Genomic DNA, 18895 nt, shown 5'->3' with positions numbered 1-18895 from the left:
AATGTATCATTAAAAATCTCTATCATTTGCTGAATGAAATGCCGTTACGAACGAAAAATATGCAGAAAATTTTTAAAACTAACCTTGCGTCTTCGCGCTGAAAAGAAAATTACATTAAAAAGAAAATGGAAAAATTACAATACATCTCTCAGGGTTCAAAATTAGAAGATCAGGAGTTAAACATCCGAAAAGCTCTTGATTATGGTGCAAAATGGATTCAGGTTCGCTGGAAAAATGCACCCGAAAAAGATTTCATAAGACTCTGTGAAATTTCAAAAAAATTATGTGCAGATCATCATACTATTTGCATCGTTAACGATCATGTTCAGATCGCAAAAGACGTTGATGCGGATGGTGTTCATTTGGGACTTAAAGATATGTCAGTAGAAAAGGCGAGATACATTTTGGGAGAAAATAAAATTATTGGGGGAACTGCCAATACTTTTTCAGATGTTCTTCAGAGAATGGTAGAGCATTGTGATTACATCGGATTAGGTCCGTTGAGATTTACTTCTACCAAAGAACAATTAAGTCCGATATTAGGATTTGAAGGTTATCATGAAATCATCAATAGCTTAAAAGAAAAATCTATTGAGATTCCTAAAATTTTTGCCATTGGCGGAGTTGTTTTGGAAGACATCAAACGATTACAGGAAATCGGAATTTATGGAGTTGCTGTTTCCGGGCAGATTACCAGTCAGCCTTCTGTAATTAATGAATTCAGAAGCATTTTAGAATCCAATTAACAATTACAAACATCTTAAAGTAAAAAGTAAATATGAAAAATCAACCTTTAAAAATAGCCGACAGAATCTTTGAATCGAGATTATTCTTAGGAACAGGAAAATTCGGAAGCCTGTCGGAAATGACGAATTCTATCATCGCCTCAGAAAGCGAATTGGTAACCATGGCTTTGAAAAGAATCGATGCAAATTCTTCGGAAGACGATATTTTAAGCGCATTAAAACCGACAAAATCTCACCTTTTACCCAATACTTCAGGAGCAAGAACTGCCAAAGAAGCCGTGTTGGCGGCACAGTTGGCAAGAGAAGCACTGGAAACCAACTGGGTGAAACTGGAAATTCATCCCGATCCGAAATATCTGTTACCCGATCCTATTGAAACATTGTATGCAACAGAGGAACTGGCAAAATTAGGGTTTGTCGTGATGCCTTATATTCATGCAGATCCTGTCCTGTGCAAACGTCTTGAAGATGCAGGAACAGCCGTCGTAATGCCTTTAGGAGCGCCAATCGGAACCAATAAAGGACTAAAAACATTGGATTTTTTAGAAATCATTATCACCCAAAGTAATGTTCCGGTTGTGGTGGATGCGGGAATTGGTGCGCCTTCCGATGCGGCAAAAGCAATGGAAATGGGAGCGGACGCAGTTTTGGTAAATACGGCAATTGCGGTGGCGAAGAATCCAGTAAATATGGCATTGGCATTCAAAGAGGGTGTGATTGCCGGAAGAAGAGCTTTTGAATCCGGTTTGGGCGCAATTTCACATCACGCAGAAGCTTCAAGTCCGCTGACTGCCTTTTTATTTGATTAAAATTAAATGAAATGAAGAGTTTTAAAGATTTTTTTGAAAAATACCAATGGGATGAGGTGAAAACGAAGCTTGGAAAAGTAACGTTAACTGATGTTGAAAAAAGTCTTCAGAAAAAAAATAAAACCATCGAAGATTTTTTGAATTTTCTATCGCCTGTTGCTTCTCAAAAACTGGAAGTAATGGCAAAAATGACTCAACAGCTTACCCAAAAGCGTTTCGGGAAAACCATTCAGTTGTATGCGCCGTTGTATCTTAGCAATGAATGTCAGAATATCTGTACCTACTGTGGTTTTAGTCTGGATAATTCCATTAAAAGAAAAACACTTTCTGATACTGAAATTCTGATTGAAGCCTCCGTTTTAAAATCAATGGGCGTGAATCATGTTTTGCTGGTAAGCGGTGAAGCCAATAAAACCGTCGGAATCGATTATTTTCTGAATGCCATACAACTTTTAAAACCTCATTTTGCCAATATTTCGATTGAAGTTCAGCCTTTATCTGAAGAAGAATACCGACGGGTTCATGAAGCGGGAGTACATGCAGTTTTGGTTTATCAGGAAACCTATCATCAGGAAGTTTACAAAGAATATCATCCGAAAGGAAAAAAGTCGAATTTCGACTTCCGACTGGAAACGCCCGACAGAATTGGAAAGGCAGGAATTCATAAAACAGGACTCGGCGTTTTACTGGGGCTGGAAGATTGGCGTGTTGACAGTTTTTTCAATGCCTTACACATCGATTATCTTCAAAAACAATATTGGAAAAGCAGATATTCAGTTTCATTTCCGCGCCTCCGACCTGCGGAAGGAATTATTGAACCGAATTTCATCATGTCCGACAGAGATTTATTACAGCTCATCTGCGCTTACCGAATCTGGAATGAAGATTTGGAGATTTCTATTTCCACAAGGGAAAACGAAAAATTCAGAAATAACATTATTTCATTGGGGGCAACAGCGATGAGTGCCGCTTCTAAAACCAATCCGGGAGGTTATGCGGTGGATAAAGAGTCGTTGGAACAATTCGAAACCAGTGATGAAAGAAGCGTGGAGGAAATCAAAAACATCATTAAAAAAGCAGGCTACGATCCTGTAATGAAAGATTGGGATGTGGTTTATAGCGGAACTTAAATTAGAACCATTAAGATTTTATTAAGGAGTTAAGTTTAATTAAGAAAATATTTAAAAATATTTTTTTAGTAATTCAGCTTATTTTTATTTGCTTGCAAATACTTAATCTTTCTAAACTCCTTAATAAAATCTTAATGGTTCAAATAAAAATAATCAATGAAAAAAGAAGATATCTTCGCAAGATACAGCCGACAGATCTTCATTGAAGAAATCGGATTGGAGGGTCAAAGAAAAATAATGAATTCTAAAGTTTTGGTGATTGGAGCCGGAGGTTTAGGAAGCCCAGTTATTCAATATTTGGCTGCTGCAGGAGTAGGAACTTTGGGTGTCTTAGACTTTGATGAGGTGGAACTCCATAATTTAAACCGACAAATTATTCACAATGAAAGCACGGTCGGAATTTCTAAAGTAAAAAGCGCCGGAATATTTATCAGAAATCTAAATCATCAAATTAAATTCGTTGGAATTGAACAAAAAATAGATGAATCAAACGCCGAAGAATTGATTTCCGGATTTGATATCATTATTGATGGTTCCGATAATTTTAAAACGAGATATTTAGTTAATGATGTTTGTGTACAATTCAAAAAGCCTTTGGTGTATGGAAGTATTCTCGGTTTTTCAGGGCAGGTTGCGATTTTTAATTATAATGGCAGCAAAAATTTAAGAGATATTTTTCCGGAACCGCCTTTTGATGAGTCTCTTCCGGATTGTGACAGTTTGGGCGTTTTAGGAGCATTATCCGGAATTGTAGGAAGCATGATGGCGAATTTGGCTTTAAAAATAATCACAAATTTACCATTGCCGTTGAATCAGTTAACGTTGATTGATACGTTGAACTGGCGTTTTCAGACTGTTGATTTTTAACTTGAACACAAATTGCACGAATGTTTTTGCACGAATCGCACAAATGTTGTAAGTTTTGGCTAAAGCCTTTCTTTGGGAGTAAAAAAAGCGGACTAAAGTCCGCTCGTATCGGTTAAACACTAATGACACAAATGTTTTGCACAAATTGCACAAATATTCTAAGTTTTGGCTAAAGCCTTTCTTTCGGGATATAAAAAAGCGGACTAAAGTCCGCTCCTATTGATAAAATAAATACTTATTAGTTTCAATTTTGCTTAATCATTATAAATCAAAATTATTCGTGAAATTTGTGCAAAAAATTCGTGCGATTTGTGTTTAAACAAAAAACTACTGTCCCTGCTGCATCACACCGCCATTTTCATCTTTCTTCGTCTGATTCAGAATGTTTGCATCTTCTTTTGCCAATTTATTCTTTGTCGGGATTTTGTAATTAACTGATAATCCGAAATTTCTTGAGTCGTATTTCGTTCTCAGCATTACCGTTTCTCCGGAAGGCGGATTCGAGCGAACCTGCATCAATTGTCCGTTGAAAATATCATTGGCAAAAACAGAAACCGTCAAACGATTGTCCATAAATTTCTTCGTAAGCGTAAGATCCACAGAATTGTTGAATGGTTTTTCTGCGGTGAAATAAAAATATCCTGCTTTTGGAGTGAGATAACTGTAATTGGCTGTTAATTTGATCTCTTTCGGCAAAATGATCTGCGTCATCAGATTCAGAATCCAGAATCCTTTATTGTTCAGATTGTCAATATCATGCTTCTGATAACCTGCGTAAATGTACATGAAGTTGATCTTATCCGGATTGAAATTAAACTTCATAATTTCGCTCAATGGTTTGCTGAAAATCATGAAAGGAACCGGTAATCCGACATTGAAATTGTGGATTTTCATTTCAGAAATATTAATCTGCTCGTTGAACAGATTTTTTCCGTCTTTTCTGATGATTTGCGCTACCTGATTTTTCGCTGAACTTACACTGTATCCGATAAATGCATAATCGAAAGCTGAAATTTTTATTTCATAATTGTCAAAAATCGTTGGCTGAAGATTTGGGTTTCCTGTTACCTGTGTATTCGGTCCCTGAAATGTGGTGTTGTTTGGGTTTAAGGCAGAAATACTCGGCAAATTGATCTTTTTATTGTAATTCGCTGCTACGTATACCTGATTCATCAGATTGTACTGAACACTTGCGTTCGGGAACAATTTAAACTTGTTAAAAGGAAGAAGATCTGCCTCAATAAGATTTTTATTGTTGTAATATCTTGTAACACCGGAAATATCATAATTTTCAGCACGCGTTCCCAAAATAAAATCAAACTTTTTCAGCTTAGCCTGAAATTCCAGATAAGTTGCTGTTGTTTGTCTGGTGTATTCTAAATTCGTGATTCCTTTGCTTTCCGTATCAAAATTCTGATGCTCATACAATCCTCCCAAACTTACTTTTCCACCGTCCAAAATCTTTAAAGGCTGAGAATAATCTACCTTAAAATTGGCGATTTCCATATCCGATTTGTTGTTCAGTTTATTAGAAAAAGGAATTCTGGGACTATTTTCAACAGGATTGGTATAAACCACATCTGTAAAAATATTATCCTGAATGAATTTACTGTCGGATTTTGTAAAACCAAACTGGAAATCCAGCTTCTGAGATTTTTCTGTGAAACGTTTCTGATAGGTTACCACAGCTTCCTGTCTCAAATTATCGGTGTGAGCTGCATCAAAGGATGAAAAATTTCCTTCTCTGATAATGTTTGGATTCAGATAATACGGAAGATCTGCAAGTCCGTTGCTGGCTGTATAATTATCATTGTTGTTATGGTAAATATCATAATTTAAAAGCAATCTGTCCTGTCTGAGATCAAAAGTAAGCCCGGATTTTGCAAAATATCCTCTTCCCACTCTGTCCGTATTGCTTAACATCAGATTGTCCTGATTGCTGTTCAGCATACTTTCACGGTAATTCTGCCCGACATTCAGTTGCCATCCGAAAATTTTATTTCTCGCATTCAGATTTAAAGAATTGCTTGTTCTGCTTCTGAATTTATCATAATTCGTGAAAGAATAATTTCCGGAATACGTTGCCGTTAAATATTTATTCGCATTCTTATTCGTTATAATATTCATGATAGCGCCTCCTGAAGTGGCAGGAAATTCTGCACCGGGCTGTGTAATCACTTCAATTCGGTCTACTGAATTGGCGGGCATTCCTTCAAGAAAAGAATTTAGCTCATTGGAAGTAATGTTCAAAGGTCTTCCGTTTAAATAAACATCCAGAACTTTTCCCTGATACATCATTCCTGCGATATCGGTAGAAACCAATCCGGGAAGTTTTTTGATGCCTTCCAGAACGTTTCCGTTATTAAGCTGCGGCTGTTCCGAAAAATCAAAAATCGTACGGTCGGCTTTTTGTTCAACGGCTTTTTTAGTTTTGGTAATGGTTACTCCTTCAATTTGTTTTTCTTTGGTTACCTGGTTATTCGTTTTTTCCTGGGCAAAAGAAAAGATGCTGCCCAAAAGTGATAACGCAATAATTGCTTTTTTCATAATGTCTTTCTGATATTCTATTAGACAATGAAAAAAGTACTTTTGTTACATTTTTATTCACTTAAATTTAAAATCTATACCCTGCTGAAATAAAGAGGCGGAATAATCCGCCGTACTGATCTCTGTCTGAAGCAGATAAATTTTTAACAATTCCGGCTTCCAGACCAGCTTCCACAAAGAGATTTGATATAAATACATATTTTTCTCCCACTCCGGCTCCGATTCCTAAAGATGATCCCCATTTCTCATTATTTAAAGTCTGACCATTATCGTCAAGCGGAGAATATTTGTTTCTGTTGTAAATAGCTAATGCTTCAATAAAAAAATCTTTTGCAATACCTTCATTGTCTGTGTAAAATCTATAATATGGCATAACCATATATTTTTCTTTCCATTGGTATATAAAATAACTTCCTATTCCGGCATTGTAATTAATAATTCGTTCATATCCAATATCAATTCTTGATTTAAATATTCCAAAGGCATTAATTTTTACTTCGTTGTTTTCCTGCGCGAAAGAGAGTAGAGGAAGAAACGATAAAAGCAGTAAAAGTTTTTTCATAGTTCAGTTTTACTCTTAGTTTTTAAAGCCTAAAAATAAGCGAAATCAATATAAAACAAAAAGCAACTTCAATCTGAAGTTGCTTTTTTATGATTAATTAAATCTAACAATTAATTTTTTTCCTGTTGTTTGATCAGATTCAAAGCAGAACCTGCCTTAAACCAGTCAATTTGCTGATCGTTGTAGGTATGGTTTGCCATCACAATGTCTTTAGTGCCATCTGAATGGATGAATTCTAAAGTCAATTGTTTTCCCGGAGCAAACTGATCAAGATCCAGGAAGTTGATCACATCATCTTCCAGAATTTTATCGTAATCTGCTTCATTGGCAAAAGTAATTCCCAACATTCCCTGTTTTTTTAGGTTGGTTTCATGAATTCTTGCAAAAGATTTTACTAAAACAGCTTTTACGCCCAAATGTCTCGGTTCCATCGCTGCGTGTTCTCTTGAAGAACCTTCCCCATAGTTTTGGTCTCCCACAACAATGGATGGAATTCCTGCGACTTTATAATCTCTCTGTACAGCAGGAACTTCTCCGTATTCTCCTGTCAGCTGATTTTTAACTTTATTGGTTTCCATGTTGAACGCATTAACAGCGCCGATCAACATATTATTTGAAATATTATCAAGGTGACCTCTGTATTTCAGCCATGGTCCTGCCATAGAAATGTGGTCGGTGGTACATTTTCCGAAAGCCTTTATTAAAAGTCTTGCTCCTGTAATATTTTTCCCGTCCCAAGCCGGAAATTCTTCCAGTAACTGAAGTCTGTCTGAAGTTGGGCTTACATTTACCTGAACAGAAGATCCGTCTTCAGAAGGCGCCTGATAACCATTGTCATCCACAGCGAATCCTTTTTCCGGTAATTCAAAACCTTTAGGCTCGTCTAATTTAATCTGCTCTCCGGATTCGTTGGTTAAAGTATCGGTAATCGGATTAAAATCCAGTCTGCCCGAAATTGCCACAGCAGCTACCATTTCCGGAGAAGCTACGAAAGCGTGGGTATTTGGATTTCCGTCTGCTCTTTTTGCAAAGTTTCTGTTGAAAGAGTGAATGATCGAATTCTTTTCTCCTTTTTCAGCGCCTTCTCTGTCCCATTGTCCGATACAAGGACCGCAGGCGTTTGTAAAGATTCTTGCATTTTCAAACTTTCTGAATGAATTCAGGAAGCCGTCTCTTTCTGCGGTAAATTTCACCTGCTCAGAACCCGGATTAATTCCTAAAATAGCTTTTGGTTTTACCCCTTTAGCAACGGCATCTTCCACGATAGAAGCTGCTCTTGATAAATCTTCGTAGGACGAATTGGTACAAGAACCAATCAGTGCCCATTCTACTTCTAAAGGCCATCCGTTGGCTTCTGCTTTTGCTCTGAATTCAGAAACAGGCGTTGCCAGATCCGGAGTGAAAGGTCCGTTTAAGTGAGGAGTCAGTTCAGAAAGATTAATTTCAATTAACTGATCAAAATACTGTTCAGGATTTGCATACACTTCAGGATCTCCTGTTAAATGTTCTGCAATCTGATCTGCCGCATCTACAACATCCTGTCTTCCGGTAGACGAAAGGTATCTTCTCATGGAATCATCATATCCGAAAGTAGAAGTCGTTGCTCCGATTTCCGCTCCCATGTTACATATGGTTCCTTTACCTGTCGCTGAAAGAGATTGTGCTCCTTCTCCGAAGTATTCTACGATGCAGCCTGTTCCTCCTTTTACGGTAAGAATTCCTGCTACTTTTAAGATCACGTCTTTTGCTGAAGTCCAGCCGGACATTTTCCCGGTCAATTTTACCCCGATTAATTTTGGCATTTTAAGTTCCCAAGCCATTCCCGCCATTACGTCAACTGCATCTGCACCACCAACTCCGATGGCAACCATTCCTAAACCTCCTGCGTTTACGGTATGAGAGTCCGTTCCGATCATCATTCCTCCCGGGAAAGCATAGTTTTCCAGTACAACCTGATGGATAATTCCGGCTCCCGGTTTCCAGAAACCGATTCCGTACTTATCACAAACCGAACTCAGGAAATTGAAAACTTCCGAGTTTTTGTTGATACCTTCCTGTAAATCTGCTTCTGCACCTACTCTTGCCTGAATAAGGTGATCGGCGTGAGCGGTTGAAGGAACAGCCACTTTCGCTTTTCCTGCCTGCATAAACTGAAGCAGCGCCATTTGTGCCGTTGCATCCTGCATCGCTACTCTGTCCGGTGCGAAATCTACATAAGAATTTCCTCTTTCGTGTGCCTGTGTTGCGTTTCCTTCCCAAAGGTGGGTATAAAGGATTTTTTCTGAAAGGGTAAGAGGTTTTCCCACTACTTTTCTTGCCGCAGCAATTCTTTCCGGGTAACGCTCGTACACTTTTTTGATCATATCAATATCAAAAGTCATATCTGAATTTATTTTTCTTCTGTTTTAATTATTTGCTCTTTGCTATTAAATAAATTAACATCATTAAATTATCAAATTCTATTCCTGTATGCTTTTAAAAAGGATAAAAAATGATAAATAATTCTGAAATTTCCAACCTTCAAGTTAAGAAAAAATAAAATTTTTGTGATTGATCTAAGTTAAAATAATTTTTGCAGATCTTTAAATGGAAAGATTCTAAATAAAAAATTGAAAGATTCTACATCTTTACGAGTAAAATCTTTCAATTCTATAAATTGTTAAAACAGCCTTTACGGCTTATCTGTAAGCTTTTTAGTGAGCGCTTGTACTTGTCAGTTCTTTAATAGAAGGAACAAAAGTAGTAAGGTCGATCCCTTCAACCGCTGTTTTATACTCATCGATGCTTGGAATTCTTCCCATGATCGCAGAAAGTACAACCACCGGAGTTGAAGCTAATAGAGATTCTCCTTTTTTACGTTCAGAATCTTCAACCACTCTTCCCTGGAAAAGACGGGTAGAAGTGGCTAAAACCGTATCTCCTTTCGCTGCTTTTTCCTGATTCCCCATACAAAGGTTACATCCCGGTCTTTCAAGATACATCATGTTTTTGTATTCAACACGAGCTTCGCCTTTAGGAGCATTATCGTCAAACTCAAAACCTGAATATTTCTCTAAAAATTCCCAGTCGCCTTCCGCTTTTAATTCATCAATGATGTTATAGGTAGGAGCAGCAACCACAAGCGGAGCTTTAAATTCTACCGTACCGTTTTGTTTTTCAATGTTTTTAAGCATCTGAGAAACAATCTTTAAATCTCCTTTGTGAACCATACAAGATCCTACGAAACCAAGATCTACTTTTTTCTCACCACCGTAATACGTTAAATCTCTGATGGTATCGTGCGTATATCTTTTAGAAACATCTTCATTGTTTACATCCGGATCGGCGATCATCGGTTCTACGATGGCATCAAGATCTACAACAACTTCAGCGTAATATTTAGCATTGGAATCCGGAGTCAGAGCAGGTTTTTCACCAGATCTGATTTCCTCAATTCTTTTATTAGCCTTGTCTATTAATCCCTGAAGAACCTGATTGTGGTTATCCATTCCTTTATCAATCATAATCTGGATTCTGCTTTTTGCAATTTCCAGAGACTCGATTAAAGTAGCATCTTCAGAAATATTAATGGAAGCTTTTGCTTTCATTTCAGCCGTCCAGTCTGTGAAGGTAAACGCCTGATCGGCAGGAAGTGTTCCGATGTGAACCTCAATAATTCTTCCCTGGAATACGTTCTCTCCTCCGAACTGTTTCAGCATCTGAGCCTGAGTTGCATGAACCACATCACGGAAATCCATATGTTCTTTCATGGTTCCCTTAAATGTTACTTTTACAGATTCCGGAATTGGCATTGACGCTTCTCCTGTCGCCAAAGCAAGGGCAACAGTTCCTGAATCTGCTCCGAAAGCAACTCCTTTAGACATTCTCGTGTGAGAATCTCCTCCGATGATGATTGCCCATTCGTCTACAGTAATATCGTTAAGAACTTTGTGAATAACGTCTGTCATCGCGTGATATTCACCTTTCGGGTCACGCGCTGTGATCAAACCGAATTCGTTCATGAATTTCATTAATTTAGGAATATTCGCCTGTGCTTTTTTATCCCAAACTGAAGCGGTGTGACATCCGGACTGGTAAGCTCCGTCTACTATCGGAGAAATTACCGTTGCAGCCATAGATTCAAGTTCCTGAGCAGTCATTAAACCTGTAGTATCCTGAGAACCTACGATGTTTACTTTCACACGTACATCAGATCCTGCGTGTAAGATTTTACCCGGAGTTTTCCCTACTGCATTTCTGTTGAAGATTTTTTCAACCGCAGTAAGCCCCTGTCCTTCGTTAGAAATTTCTTTAGAAGGTGCAAAAACAACCGGAGCTTCGATGCCTAAAACTTCAGCAGCAAATGTCTGTAATTTTTTACCGAACACGATAGCGTAAGATCCACCCGCTTTAATGAATTCCATTTTCTGCGGTGTGAAAGATTTTGTAAGATCGATAAGCTCCTGATCTCCGTTGTATAATTTTTTCTCTTTGGTATTGATGGTTAAAACCGTTCCCGTTGCAACAGAATAAGTCTGCTCAAGAATAGGTTCGCCTTCTTCGTTAAGAACAGCTTTTCCGTTTTCGTCTACTTTCTTTACCCAGTTTTTAAGATCGATTCCGATACCTCCGGTTACGTCTACTGTTGTAAGGAAGATTGGTGAAATTCCGTTGGTACCTCCAACGATAGGAGCAATATTTACGAAAGGAATATAAGGACTTGCCTGTTTTCCTGTCCAGAGTGCAACGTTGTTTACACCGGACATACGCGAAGAACCAACTCCCATTGTTCCTTTTTCAGCGATAAGCATTACGCTTGCATCCGGATGTTTTGCCTGTAAGGCTTTAATTTCTTCCTGCGCCTGAGGCGTAATCATGCATTTACCGTGTAATTCGCGGTCTGATCTTGAGTGTGCCTGATTACCCGGAGAAAGTAAGTCGGTAGAAATGTCTCCTTCCCCTGCGATGAAAGTAACCACTTTAATTTCTTCAGCAACTTCAGGAAGTTTTGTGAAGAATTCTGCTTTTGCATAGCTTTCCAGAATTTCTTTTGCAATTTCGTTCCCGATATTGAAGGCTTCTTTCAGACGGGTTGTATCTGCTTCATAAAGGAAAACCTGCGTTTTCAGTACTTCTGCAGCCTGTTTTGCAATATTTTCATCGTTGCCTAAAGCCAGATCCAGCAATACTTCGATAGATTTTCCACCTTTCATGTGGGATAACAATTCGAAAGCAAAAACCGGAGAGATTTCTTCTACTACAGATTCACCAAGAATAATTTCTTTTAAAAATTTAGCTTTTACACCGGCTGCACTCGTGGTTCCGGGTAACGTGTTGTAAATAAAAAATTTAAGAGAATCAGCCCTGTATTGGTTTGCTGTATCTTTAATCTGTGCAATGATCTCGCTTAATAATTCTGCACTGTCAATCGGCTTTGGATGAAGCCCCTGAGTTTTTCTTTCTTCAATCTCTTGGATGTAATCCTGATAAATATTCATAATAATAGAAATCTTTTCAATCTTAATCGGATGATAATCAGTCTTATTCAAAGGAAGATTATCATTATATGTTTTCCGGCAGAGTTATTATTTTTTTGTTTATTTGATCTAAGCAAGAAGCTGAAATTTTTAGATAGTGTATTAAAAATGACTTCTTTAAGACATCTGTCATAATAAATGCCTGAAAACGTGCCCAAATTTACGGAATTTTACAATTTTTTCAAGTTTAAATTATTTAGATTCTTTATAAATATGTATTTTATATTTTCTATTTTTGGCGATATTTTTGCAAACAATTGATGATTATGAAAAATGCAGCTTCGGTTTTATTCCTTTTTATTTCGGTTTTTGTTTTTTCTCAGGCTAAAACAGTGAAGAAATTGCCTTCGAAGACAGGTTCTAAAACTGTGGTTAAAAAATTACCAGAAAAGGCAAAACTTAATAGCAATTTTCCCATCATCAATGAAGAGCTTCCACTTTTAATTCCGAAAAAACAGGACGGCAAATTCGGATATGTGAATCAGAAAGGAAAATTCATCATTCAGCCGGAATATCATATTGCCGTATTTTTCTACGAAGACTGTAATCTTTTAAATTCTCCTAATGTAAAACTCAGAAAATTCGGGACTGCGGATTATGCGACGGTAGAAAAAGATGAAATTTCTTACCGTGTCGACAGAACAGGCAAAAGAGTGTATCAGTATAAACAGTCCGATTTGGCAAAATGTCCTCACAAAGAATATGTTCAGCAGCTTTTTCAGGTTTATACGATGAATGGTTTTTTCGGAATCATCGAAAAAGCGACATTTGAAAATCCTTATGATTACAAGCAGTTTAAAATTTATCCTCAATACGACTATCTTTTTATTTTAGAAGGTGATGATGTTGCCAATCCGATGATTATTGCTTCAAAAAATAATGTTTTCGGAGTGGTGGATGTGAATGGAAAGGTGATTATTCCGTTTGAATATTCTGATATTAAACGAAATTTTAGCTGGAAGCTTGGTAAAATGTTCGAGGTTTCAAAAGACAGTAAGAATTATTACTATGTAGATTCACAGAATAAGACTTATTAGATTTAAACACGAATTTCAAGAATCTTTCACCAATAGCACAAATCTTAATTAAAATGATCTTGGTGAAAAAATAGGTTGGAAAAACGTAATTTCCCACAGTTGGTAAATTTTTCGTAATTTCGCGGCTGAAATAAAGGGGTGCTGTAGCAAGCTGAGATTATACCCAATGAACCTGGAACGGGTAATGCCGTTTAGGGAAATTAAAAATGAGCAATAGGTAATGAGCAATGAGTAATCCTCATCATATTACTTATTACCGATTACAAATTACTCATCATAATCCGCCCCTTTTATTCATTAAATTTTAAAGATTTATAGAATGAAAGGATTATTTTTTTTAGGGCTTACCGTTGGCTCTTTCGCTTTTTTACAGGCGCAGAATTCCGATTCCCTGAAAGTAAGGGAAATTGAAGCCGTTAACTTTACCAAAAGACTTCCTGTTGCCAAAGAAATCATCAATGTCCAGAAAGATTTGGACAGCAGAAATTTAGGACAGGATCTCCCGATTTTACTGAAGAACCAGACTTCCATCATTTCAACTTCAGATGCCGGAAACGGAGTGGGGTATACAGGATTCCGGATTCGTGGTGTTGCGGGAAGTGCCATCAATGTCATGATGAACGGCGTTCCGTACAACGATTCCGAAAGTCAGGGGACATTTTTCGTGAATGTTCCGGATCTTACGAGTTCAGCATCACAGATTTTAATTCAGAGAGGGGTGGGAACTTCCAATAATGGTTCTGCAGCTTTTGGAGCAAGCATCAATGTACTTTCCAAAGATCCTGAAGAGAAGTTTTATTTTAAAACAGACGACAGTTACGGATCTTTCAACACCTATAAATATTCTGCGGAAATAGGTTCCGGAAAATTCTGGGGAAACCGTCTTTCTGTAATGGGAAGATATACCCACATCAATTCTGACGGATATATAGACCGCGCTTTTTCAAAATTAAATTCTTACAATCTGACCGCTTTGTATGAGGAAGGAAATACGAGAATTCGTCTGATGGCTTTTGGAGGAAAAGAAAAAACGTATCAGGCGTGGAACGGAATCGACCGGAAAACATGGGAAGCCGATCCTAAATTTAATTATTCGGGAGCGATTTACGACTCAAATTGGGAAAACATCGTCGGATTTTATGATAATGAAACGGATAATTACCGACAAAACCATTATCAGTTGCTTTGGGAACAGAAATTCAATGAAAGATGGAATCTGGAAACAACGGTACATTACACCAAAGGAAAAGGATATTATGAAAACTATAAGCAGGACGCTAAATTTTCGAAATATAATCTTCCTAATTTCATCAACGGTTCTCAAACCTTAACGAGAACGGATTTCATCAGAAAAAAATGGCTGGATAACGATTTTTACGGAGTTGTTTCCACGCTTTACGGAAAATTGGGAGCTGTAGATGTGAACTTCGGAGCCGTTGCCAATCAATACTACGGAAGACATTTCGGAAATGTAACGGGCGTTTTTTTTCCCGAGATTGATGAACATGAATATTACAGAAACCGCTCTGTGAAAAACGAAGTTTCAGGTTTTACCAAAGCATTGGTAAGAATGAATGATTTTGAATTTTTCGGAGACCTGCAATTGAGAAATGTAGATTATGATACAAAAATCATCATGGCAGGAGATGGAGAAGGGGCTGATTTAAATAAAAACTGGCTGTTCTTTAATCCAAAAGCGGGAATCAATTATAAAATTTCATCAGGAAAAATTTTCGTTTCCTATGCTCATGCGCACCGCGAACCGAACAGAGACGATCTTTTGGCAAACAATGAAGTGAAGGCTGAAAAGCTACACGATTTCGAAGCCGGAGTAGAGAAGCAGTTCGGAAAAGTGTCTTTTACCGCGAACTTATATTATATGTACTATGTGAATCAGTTGGTTTTAAATGGCGAACTGAATAATGTGGGGGCTTTCATCAGAACAAATTCGGGGAAAAGTTACAGAAGCGGAATTGAGCTTGGAGCTTTGGCAAAGCTTTCTAAACAGTGGGAGCTTTCCGGAAATGTGAGTTTCAGCAACAACAGAAATTTAGATTTTAAAGTGGAAACAGAAGCTGGTGTTAAAGATCTCGGAAATACGCAGATTTCTTTTTCTCCGGATGTGATTGCCAATTTAGGTTTGAAATTCAATCCAACGCAGAATTTCCAGTTTGCATTGATGAATCAGTATGTCGGAAAACAATATCTGGATAATTCGGAAGATGAAAATTTACAGCTTAAAGATTATTTTTTAACCGATTTTAATGCGCAGTATCAGTTTAAAATTAAAAATAATGAGATTGCTCTGAAGCTTTTGGTTAATAATTTATTCAATAAAAAGTATGTGAACAACGGAGCAGTTTATGACGGCTCTCCATATTATTTTTCTCAGGCAGGAACGAATTTTATGTTTGGGATCAGCTGGAAAATTCAGTAAACATTCAGGCTATATTTAAGATTAATTATAGAATGTAAAGTTAGATTTAAGACTGCTTCGGCAGTCTTTTTTGTTAGTAAACTTGCTTCTGAGTAAGATTTTAATTGTATAAAAAGTGTACAGCCAGTAAATATACGTCAAGTTTTGTCGCTATATTAAAGTTTCTTTGTAATAGCAATAACAAAAAACATAAAATGAACAGTATTTACAACGAATTTGCCTTTGTAAAAGCACTTTCAATTAACGATCTAAAAACAATCAAGAAGGACAATTTTTTTGATGACAAGAAAGAGGAAAAACCATTTTCTCATGCTGTAGTAGAATTTCGTACAGTGTATAAAACTTACGACGGAAGTTTCGGTTTCGATTGGTATCGAAAGAAAGACAATGGTCTGTCTTACGGAGGAATGTACAAATCTTTTATCAAAAGCGGATATAAAGATGGAATAACAAATTTAGAACCTGATGAAGCAATCAATCGTTTTTTGGATATGTACGAAGAATATCCCATTAATTTACCATCAAGAAAAAGCCAAAAAGAAAGGGAAGAAAAAAACTACCAAGTTCCTTATCTTTCTATGTTTTCAAAAGAAACAGTTGAGAAAATGAAACTTTCGAAAGATATTGTACAACCTCAGTTTAGTATTGCTTTATGCGCTATTGTAGAGATTGCAAGAAACTCGGTATTAGAATTTGATTATGACACCAATCTTTTTGAAGTTACACCAAAAATACTTGCCGACAAATCTGCAGACCGAGGCATTAGGCAATCTAAAACATCAGAAATTACCATCACCTGCAAAAAAGATTTAAATGCCAACAAAGAGATTAAAATCTATGCCTATCCTCAAGATAAGAAATACAAAAGATCTCTAGCCGGGAAAATTACCGTTTTGCAAAATGATGAAAAAGCTAGAAAAACAGTAAATTTTGCTTTGGTGAATATAAAAACGAAGATAAGAGATAAAGAAAATATAGGAATAATAGAACCTGAAGAAATCAATACGCTAAGAAAAGCAATGTATCAATGCTTGATTGTACCTCATATTGTTGAAATGCCATTATTGGATTTAACAGATAATGAAAACTTCAAAATCGTACAAGACAGTTCAGGAAAAAATAAATATGGAAAATACATTTTGAAAAATACAAACCCTATTGTTGAATGGACGGATGGAGGAATATTTCACTCAATTGATTATACCGACTGTCAGGATTATGTAAAAAAGTTATGCATTTCAAAAAACAAAGATGTTCTGAAAAACAACTTCAAAACGATAAAGTACAATGCTGATGAAAAAGAAATGGCAGACAACATATTTACGGCTTTTGCCTTCAAAGAAGATTCTTTTCGTACGTATCGTTCATCTTCTATTCTTAAAAGCCAAGCCACGGAAGGAGAAGTAAAAGATATAGGAGAAAATACGGTAATGCTTTTCAATAGCTTGAATAGTCCCAAAAGAGCAGATGATACGACTTTGGCTCATGAAGTTTTGCATGGATTAGGAATTTATCATATTCATATTGATGAAAACCCCATTCCAACTCCAAAAATTTTATGTACTTTTGAGAAAAAAGACACAGATAATTATATGTCATACAGAGCAATAACATCTGGCGCTGTTACTTCGACAGACATCAAAAACATCCTTTGGAGATGGCAATGGAAAATAGCAAACCCGAATATACCAAGTATAGAAAAAGACCCTAAATAAAAAACAATGAAAAATAGTGTAATAGCGATAATTTTATGGTGTGCAGGAATTATTTCCTGTACTCCACAAAAGCTAAAGATTTCTGAAGCACCGTCCGTTTCTGCTTTGTCACTCGAAACTATAAAAGATAGCACACGTTATTTTAATATCAGCCGATTTGAAAAAAATAAGACAAGTGATGGGAGATATTTTTATGAAAAAAATGATTCTATTGTTACTGAAAGAAAAATGTTGAAAGGATATGAAGTCAAAAAATCATGTAGTAAAAAGAAAAACTTTTATACAATCTATAATTACGATGATAACGGTCTTTTAGTACAAAAATCAACTTATTTTAATAATATCCAAATAGGAAAAAAAATTTTGTATGATAAGAATGGAAACATTATTTATATTGAAGAATTTGATAACAATCCAAGCTATGGCTTTAATTACAATGATATAATAATTAAATTAAAAGAAAAATCCAATATTGATTTAGAAAATTTAGATAATTTCTATTTGTTACCAATAAGTTATCATCATCCTAATATTTTTTTAAAAAGTAAATATGATTGGTTATTTGTTAAGCAATATAAAATAGATGATGTTTCCACTACGCAAAAATCTTTTTGGTTAATTGACAGTAATTACGAAGGTGAAATGGTAATAAAAGTATTAAAAGCCAATAGTGAAAAATAGTTTAATAGTAGTAACATTTGCATTTTTGTTTCCAGTTGTTTTAAATGCACAAAAATTCCCTCTCAATGAGAATTTTTACATTGACAGAATAATTGGATTAGATTCTGTTAATATTTATCAATATAGATTGATTAAATATCCTCTAAAAAAAGATCAAAAGACAAATTATTTATATTATTTAAGTTTTGATACTGATGGTAAATTTGACTCACGTGATTCTGGCTCAACCTGTGGTTTAGATATATACAAATCAATATCTGGAAGTTATCAATTAATTGATGATTCTCATATTTTATTAACGCCAAAATTATATCATAACTCCAAAAAGTTGTATCCGGAAACAATCTCTTCAAAATCGTATTTGTTCTTTATCTCAAAAGAAAGTGAAGATTATTTTAAGCTGATTCAAAGTAATGGAAATATTAAAGACGATAAAAAAAACGCAATCTTATCAAAAGAACTAGATAAGAAAATTAAAACATATGATAGGAGAAGTATTTTCGAGTTATGTGATTATAAACCAAAATCAAAGGATAATATTTCTAGAGTAGATGAATATATAAGAAATGTTTGGAGAAAAAATCCGAAAGATTATGATATTCTTTTTGTTGCATGGTATCCTGATGATTTTTTAGTTAATATAGTTTACAACAGAAAAACAAAAAAGAGAACATTAATACTAAATTATGTGGCAAAGTATGTAGAAAATTCAATGGGGCATATCTAAGAAATTAAAATAGAAATATCTACAGTCTACAACAAATTATTACCAGAAGAATAAGTCATACATATGAAAATCTAATCCTTATTCATTAGATGAATTATATGATTGGTTAAAAATAAATTTG

The 18895-nt window shown here is 35.9% G+C and carries 13 protein-coding genes and 1 riboswitch; of the genes, 9 read left to right on the top strand and 4 right to left on the bottom strand.

Annotation, left to right across the window (positions count from 1 at the left end; genetic code table 11):
* Nucleotides 1–125: 125 nt before the first annotated feature.
* The 4 genes from H6W53_RS14590 (at nt 126) to H6W53_RS14575 (ending at nt 3552) form a co-directional block, all read left to right on the top strand.
* A complete protein-coding gene (locus H6W53_RS14590; RefSeq protein WP_185207822.1) occupies nt 126–746 on the top strand; it encodes a thiamine phosphate synthase in 621 nt (206 codons plus the stop codon).
* A gap of 32 nt (nt 747–778) precedes the next feature.
* The gene (locus H6W53_RS14585; RefSeq protein WP_185207821.1) at nt 779–1555 is read left to right on the top strand and encodes a thiazole synthase; all 777 of its coding nucleotides are present in this window, start codon (nt 779–781) and stop codon (nt 1553–1555) included.
* A gap of 11 nt (nt 1556–1566) precedes the next feature.
* A complete protein-coding gene (thiH, locus tag H6W53_RS14580) occupies nt 1567–2685 on the top strand; it encodes a 2-iminoacetate synthase ThiH (protein WP_185207820.1) in 1119 nt (372 codons plus the stop codon).
* Nucleotides 2686–2841: 156 nt separating this feature from the next.
* The gene (locus H6W53_RS14575) at nt 2842–3552 is read left to right on the top strand and encodes a HesA/MoeB/ThiF family protein (protein ID WP_185207819.1); all 711 of its coding nucleotides are present in this window, start codon (nt 2842–2844) and stop codon (nt 3550–3552) included.
* Nucleotides 3553–3879: 327 nt separating this feature from the next.
* On the opposite strand, the gene H6W53_RS14570 is transcribed toward H6W53_RS14575, so the two are convergent.
* The 4 genes from H6W53_RS14570 to H6W53_RS14555 form a co-directional block, all read right to left on the bottom strand.
* Complete coding sequence (locus H6W53_RS14570) at nt 3880–6099, bottom strand: outer membrane beta-barrel protein (protein WP_185207818.1); 2220 nt, start codon at nt 6097–6099, stop codon at nt 3880–3882.
* A gap of 67 nt (nt 6100–6166) precedes the next feature.
* A complete protein-coding gene (locus H6W53_RS14565; protein ID WP_185207817.1) occupies nt 6167–6661 on the bottom strand; it encodes a hypothetical protein in 495 nt (164 codons plus the stop codon).
* Nucleotides 6662–6771: 110 nt separating this feature from the next.
* Entirely contained in the window at nt 6772–9042 is a 2271-nt protein-coding gene (locus H6W53_RS14560; RefSeq protein ID WP_185207815.1) for an aconitate hydratase, read from the bottom strand.
* A gap of 312 nt (nt 9043–9354) precedes the next feature.
* Complete coding sequence (locus H6W53_RS14555) at nt 9355–12138, bottom strand: bifunctional aconitate hydratase 2/2-methylisocitrate dehydratase (protein WP_185207813.1); 2784 nt, start codon at nt 12136–12138, stop codon at nt 9355–9357.
* Nucleotides 12139–12443: 305 nt separating this feature from the next.
* Between H6W53_RS14555 and H6W53_RS14550 the strand changes: the two genes are divergently transcribed.
* From H6W53_RS14550 to H6W53_RS14530, 5 genes are all read left to right on the top strand, one after another.
* Complete coding sequence (locus H6W53_RS14550) at nt 12444–13214, top strand: WG repeat-containing protein (RefSeq protein ID WP_185207812.1); 771 nt, start codon at nt 12444–12446, stop codon at nt 13212–13214.
* A gap of 126 nt (nt 13215–13340) precedes the next feature.
* Nucleotides 13341–13429: riboswitch (TPP riboswitch) on the top strand.
* A gap of 104 nt (nt 13430–13533) precedes the next feature.
* Complete coding sequence (locus tag H6W53_RS14545; protein ID WP_185207811.1) at nt 13534–15651, top strand: TonB-dependent receptor; 2118 nt, start codon at nt 13534–13536, stop codon at nt 15649–15651.
* 194 nt (nt 15652–15845) lie between these two features.
* Entirely contained in the window at nt 15846–17366 is a 1521-nt protein-coding gene (locus tag H6W53_RS14540) for a hypothetical protein (protein WP_185207810.1), read from the top strand.
* Between the two features lie 6 nt (nt 17367–17372).
* Nucleotides 17373–18047 carry a hypothetical protein gene (locus tag H6W53_RS14535; RefSeq protein WP_185207809.1) on the top strand — a complete coding sequence of 225 codons (675 nt, stop codon included), beginning with the start codon at nt 17373–17375 and terminating at the stop codon, nt 18045–18047.
* Entirely contained in the window at nt 18037–18774 is a 738-nt protein-coding gene (locus tag H6W53_RS14530) for a hypothetical protein (RefSeq protein ID WP_185207808.1), read from the top strand. The genes H6W53_RS14535 and H6W53_RS14530 overlap by 11 nt, the downstream gene beginning before the upstream one ends.
* Nucleotides 18775–18895: the final 121 nt, after the last annotated feature.

It is taken from the genome of Chryseobacterium sp. C3 (assembly GCF_014218905.1).
Taxonomy (GTDB): Bacteria; Bacteroidota; Bacteroidia; order Flavobacteriales; family Weeksellaceae; genus Chryseobacterium; species Chryseobacterium mucoviscidosis.
The sequence above is the reverse complement of the archived record's forward strand: the minus strand, read 5'-3'. Positions and strand labels throughout refer to the sequence as shown.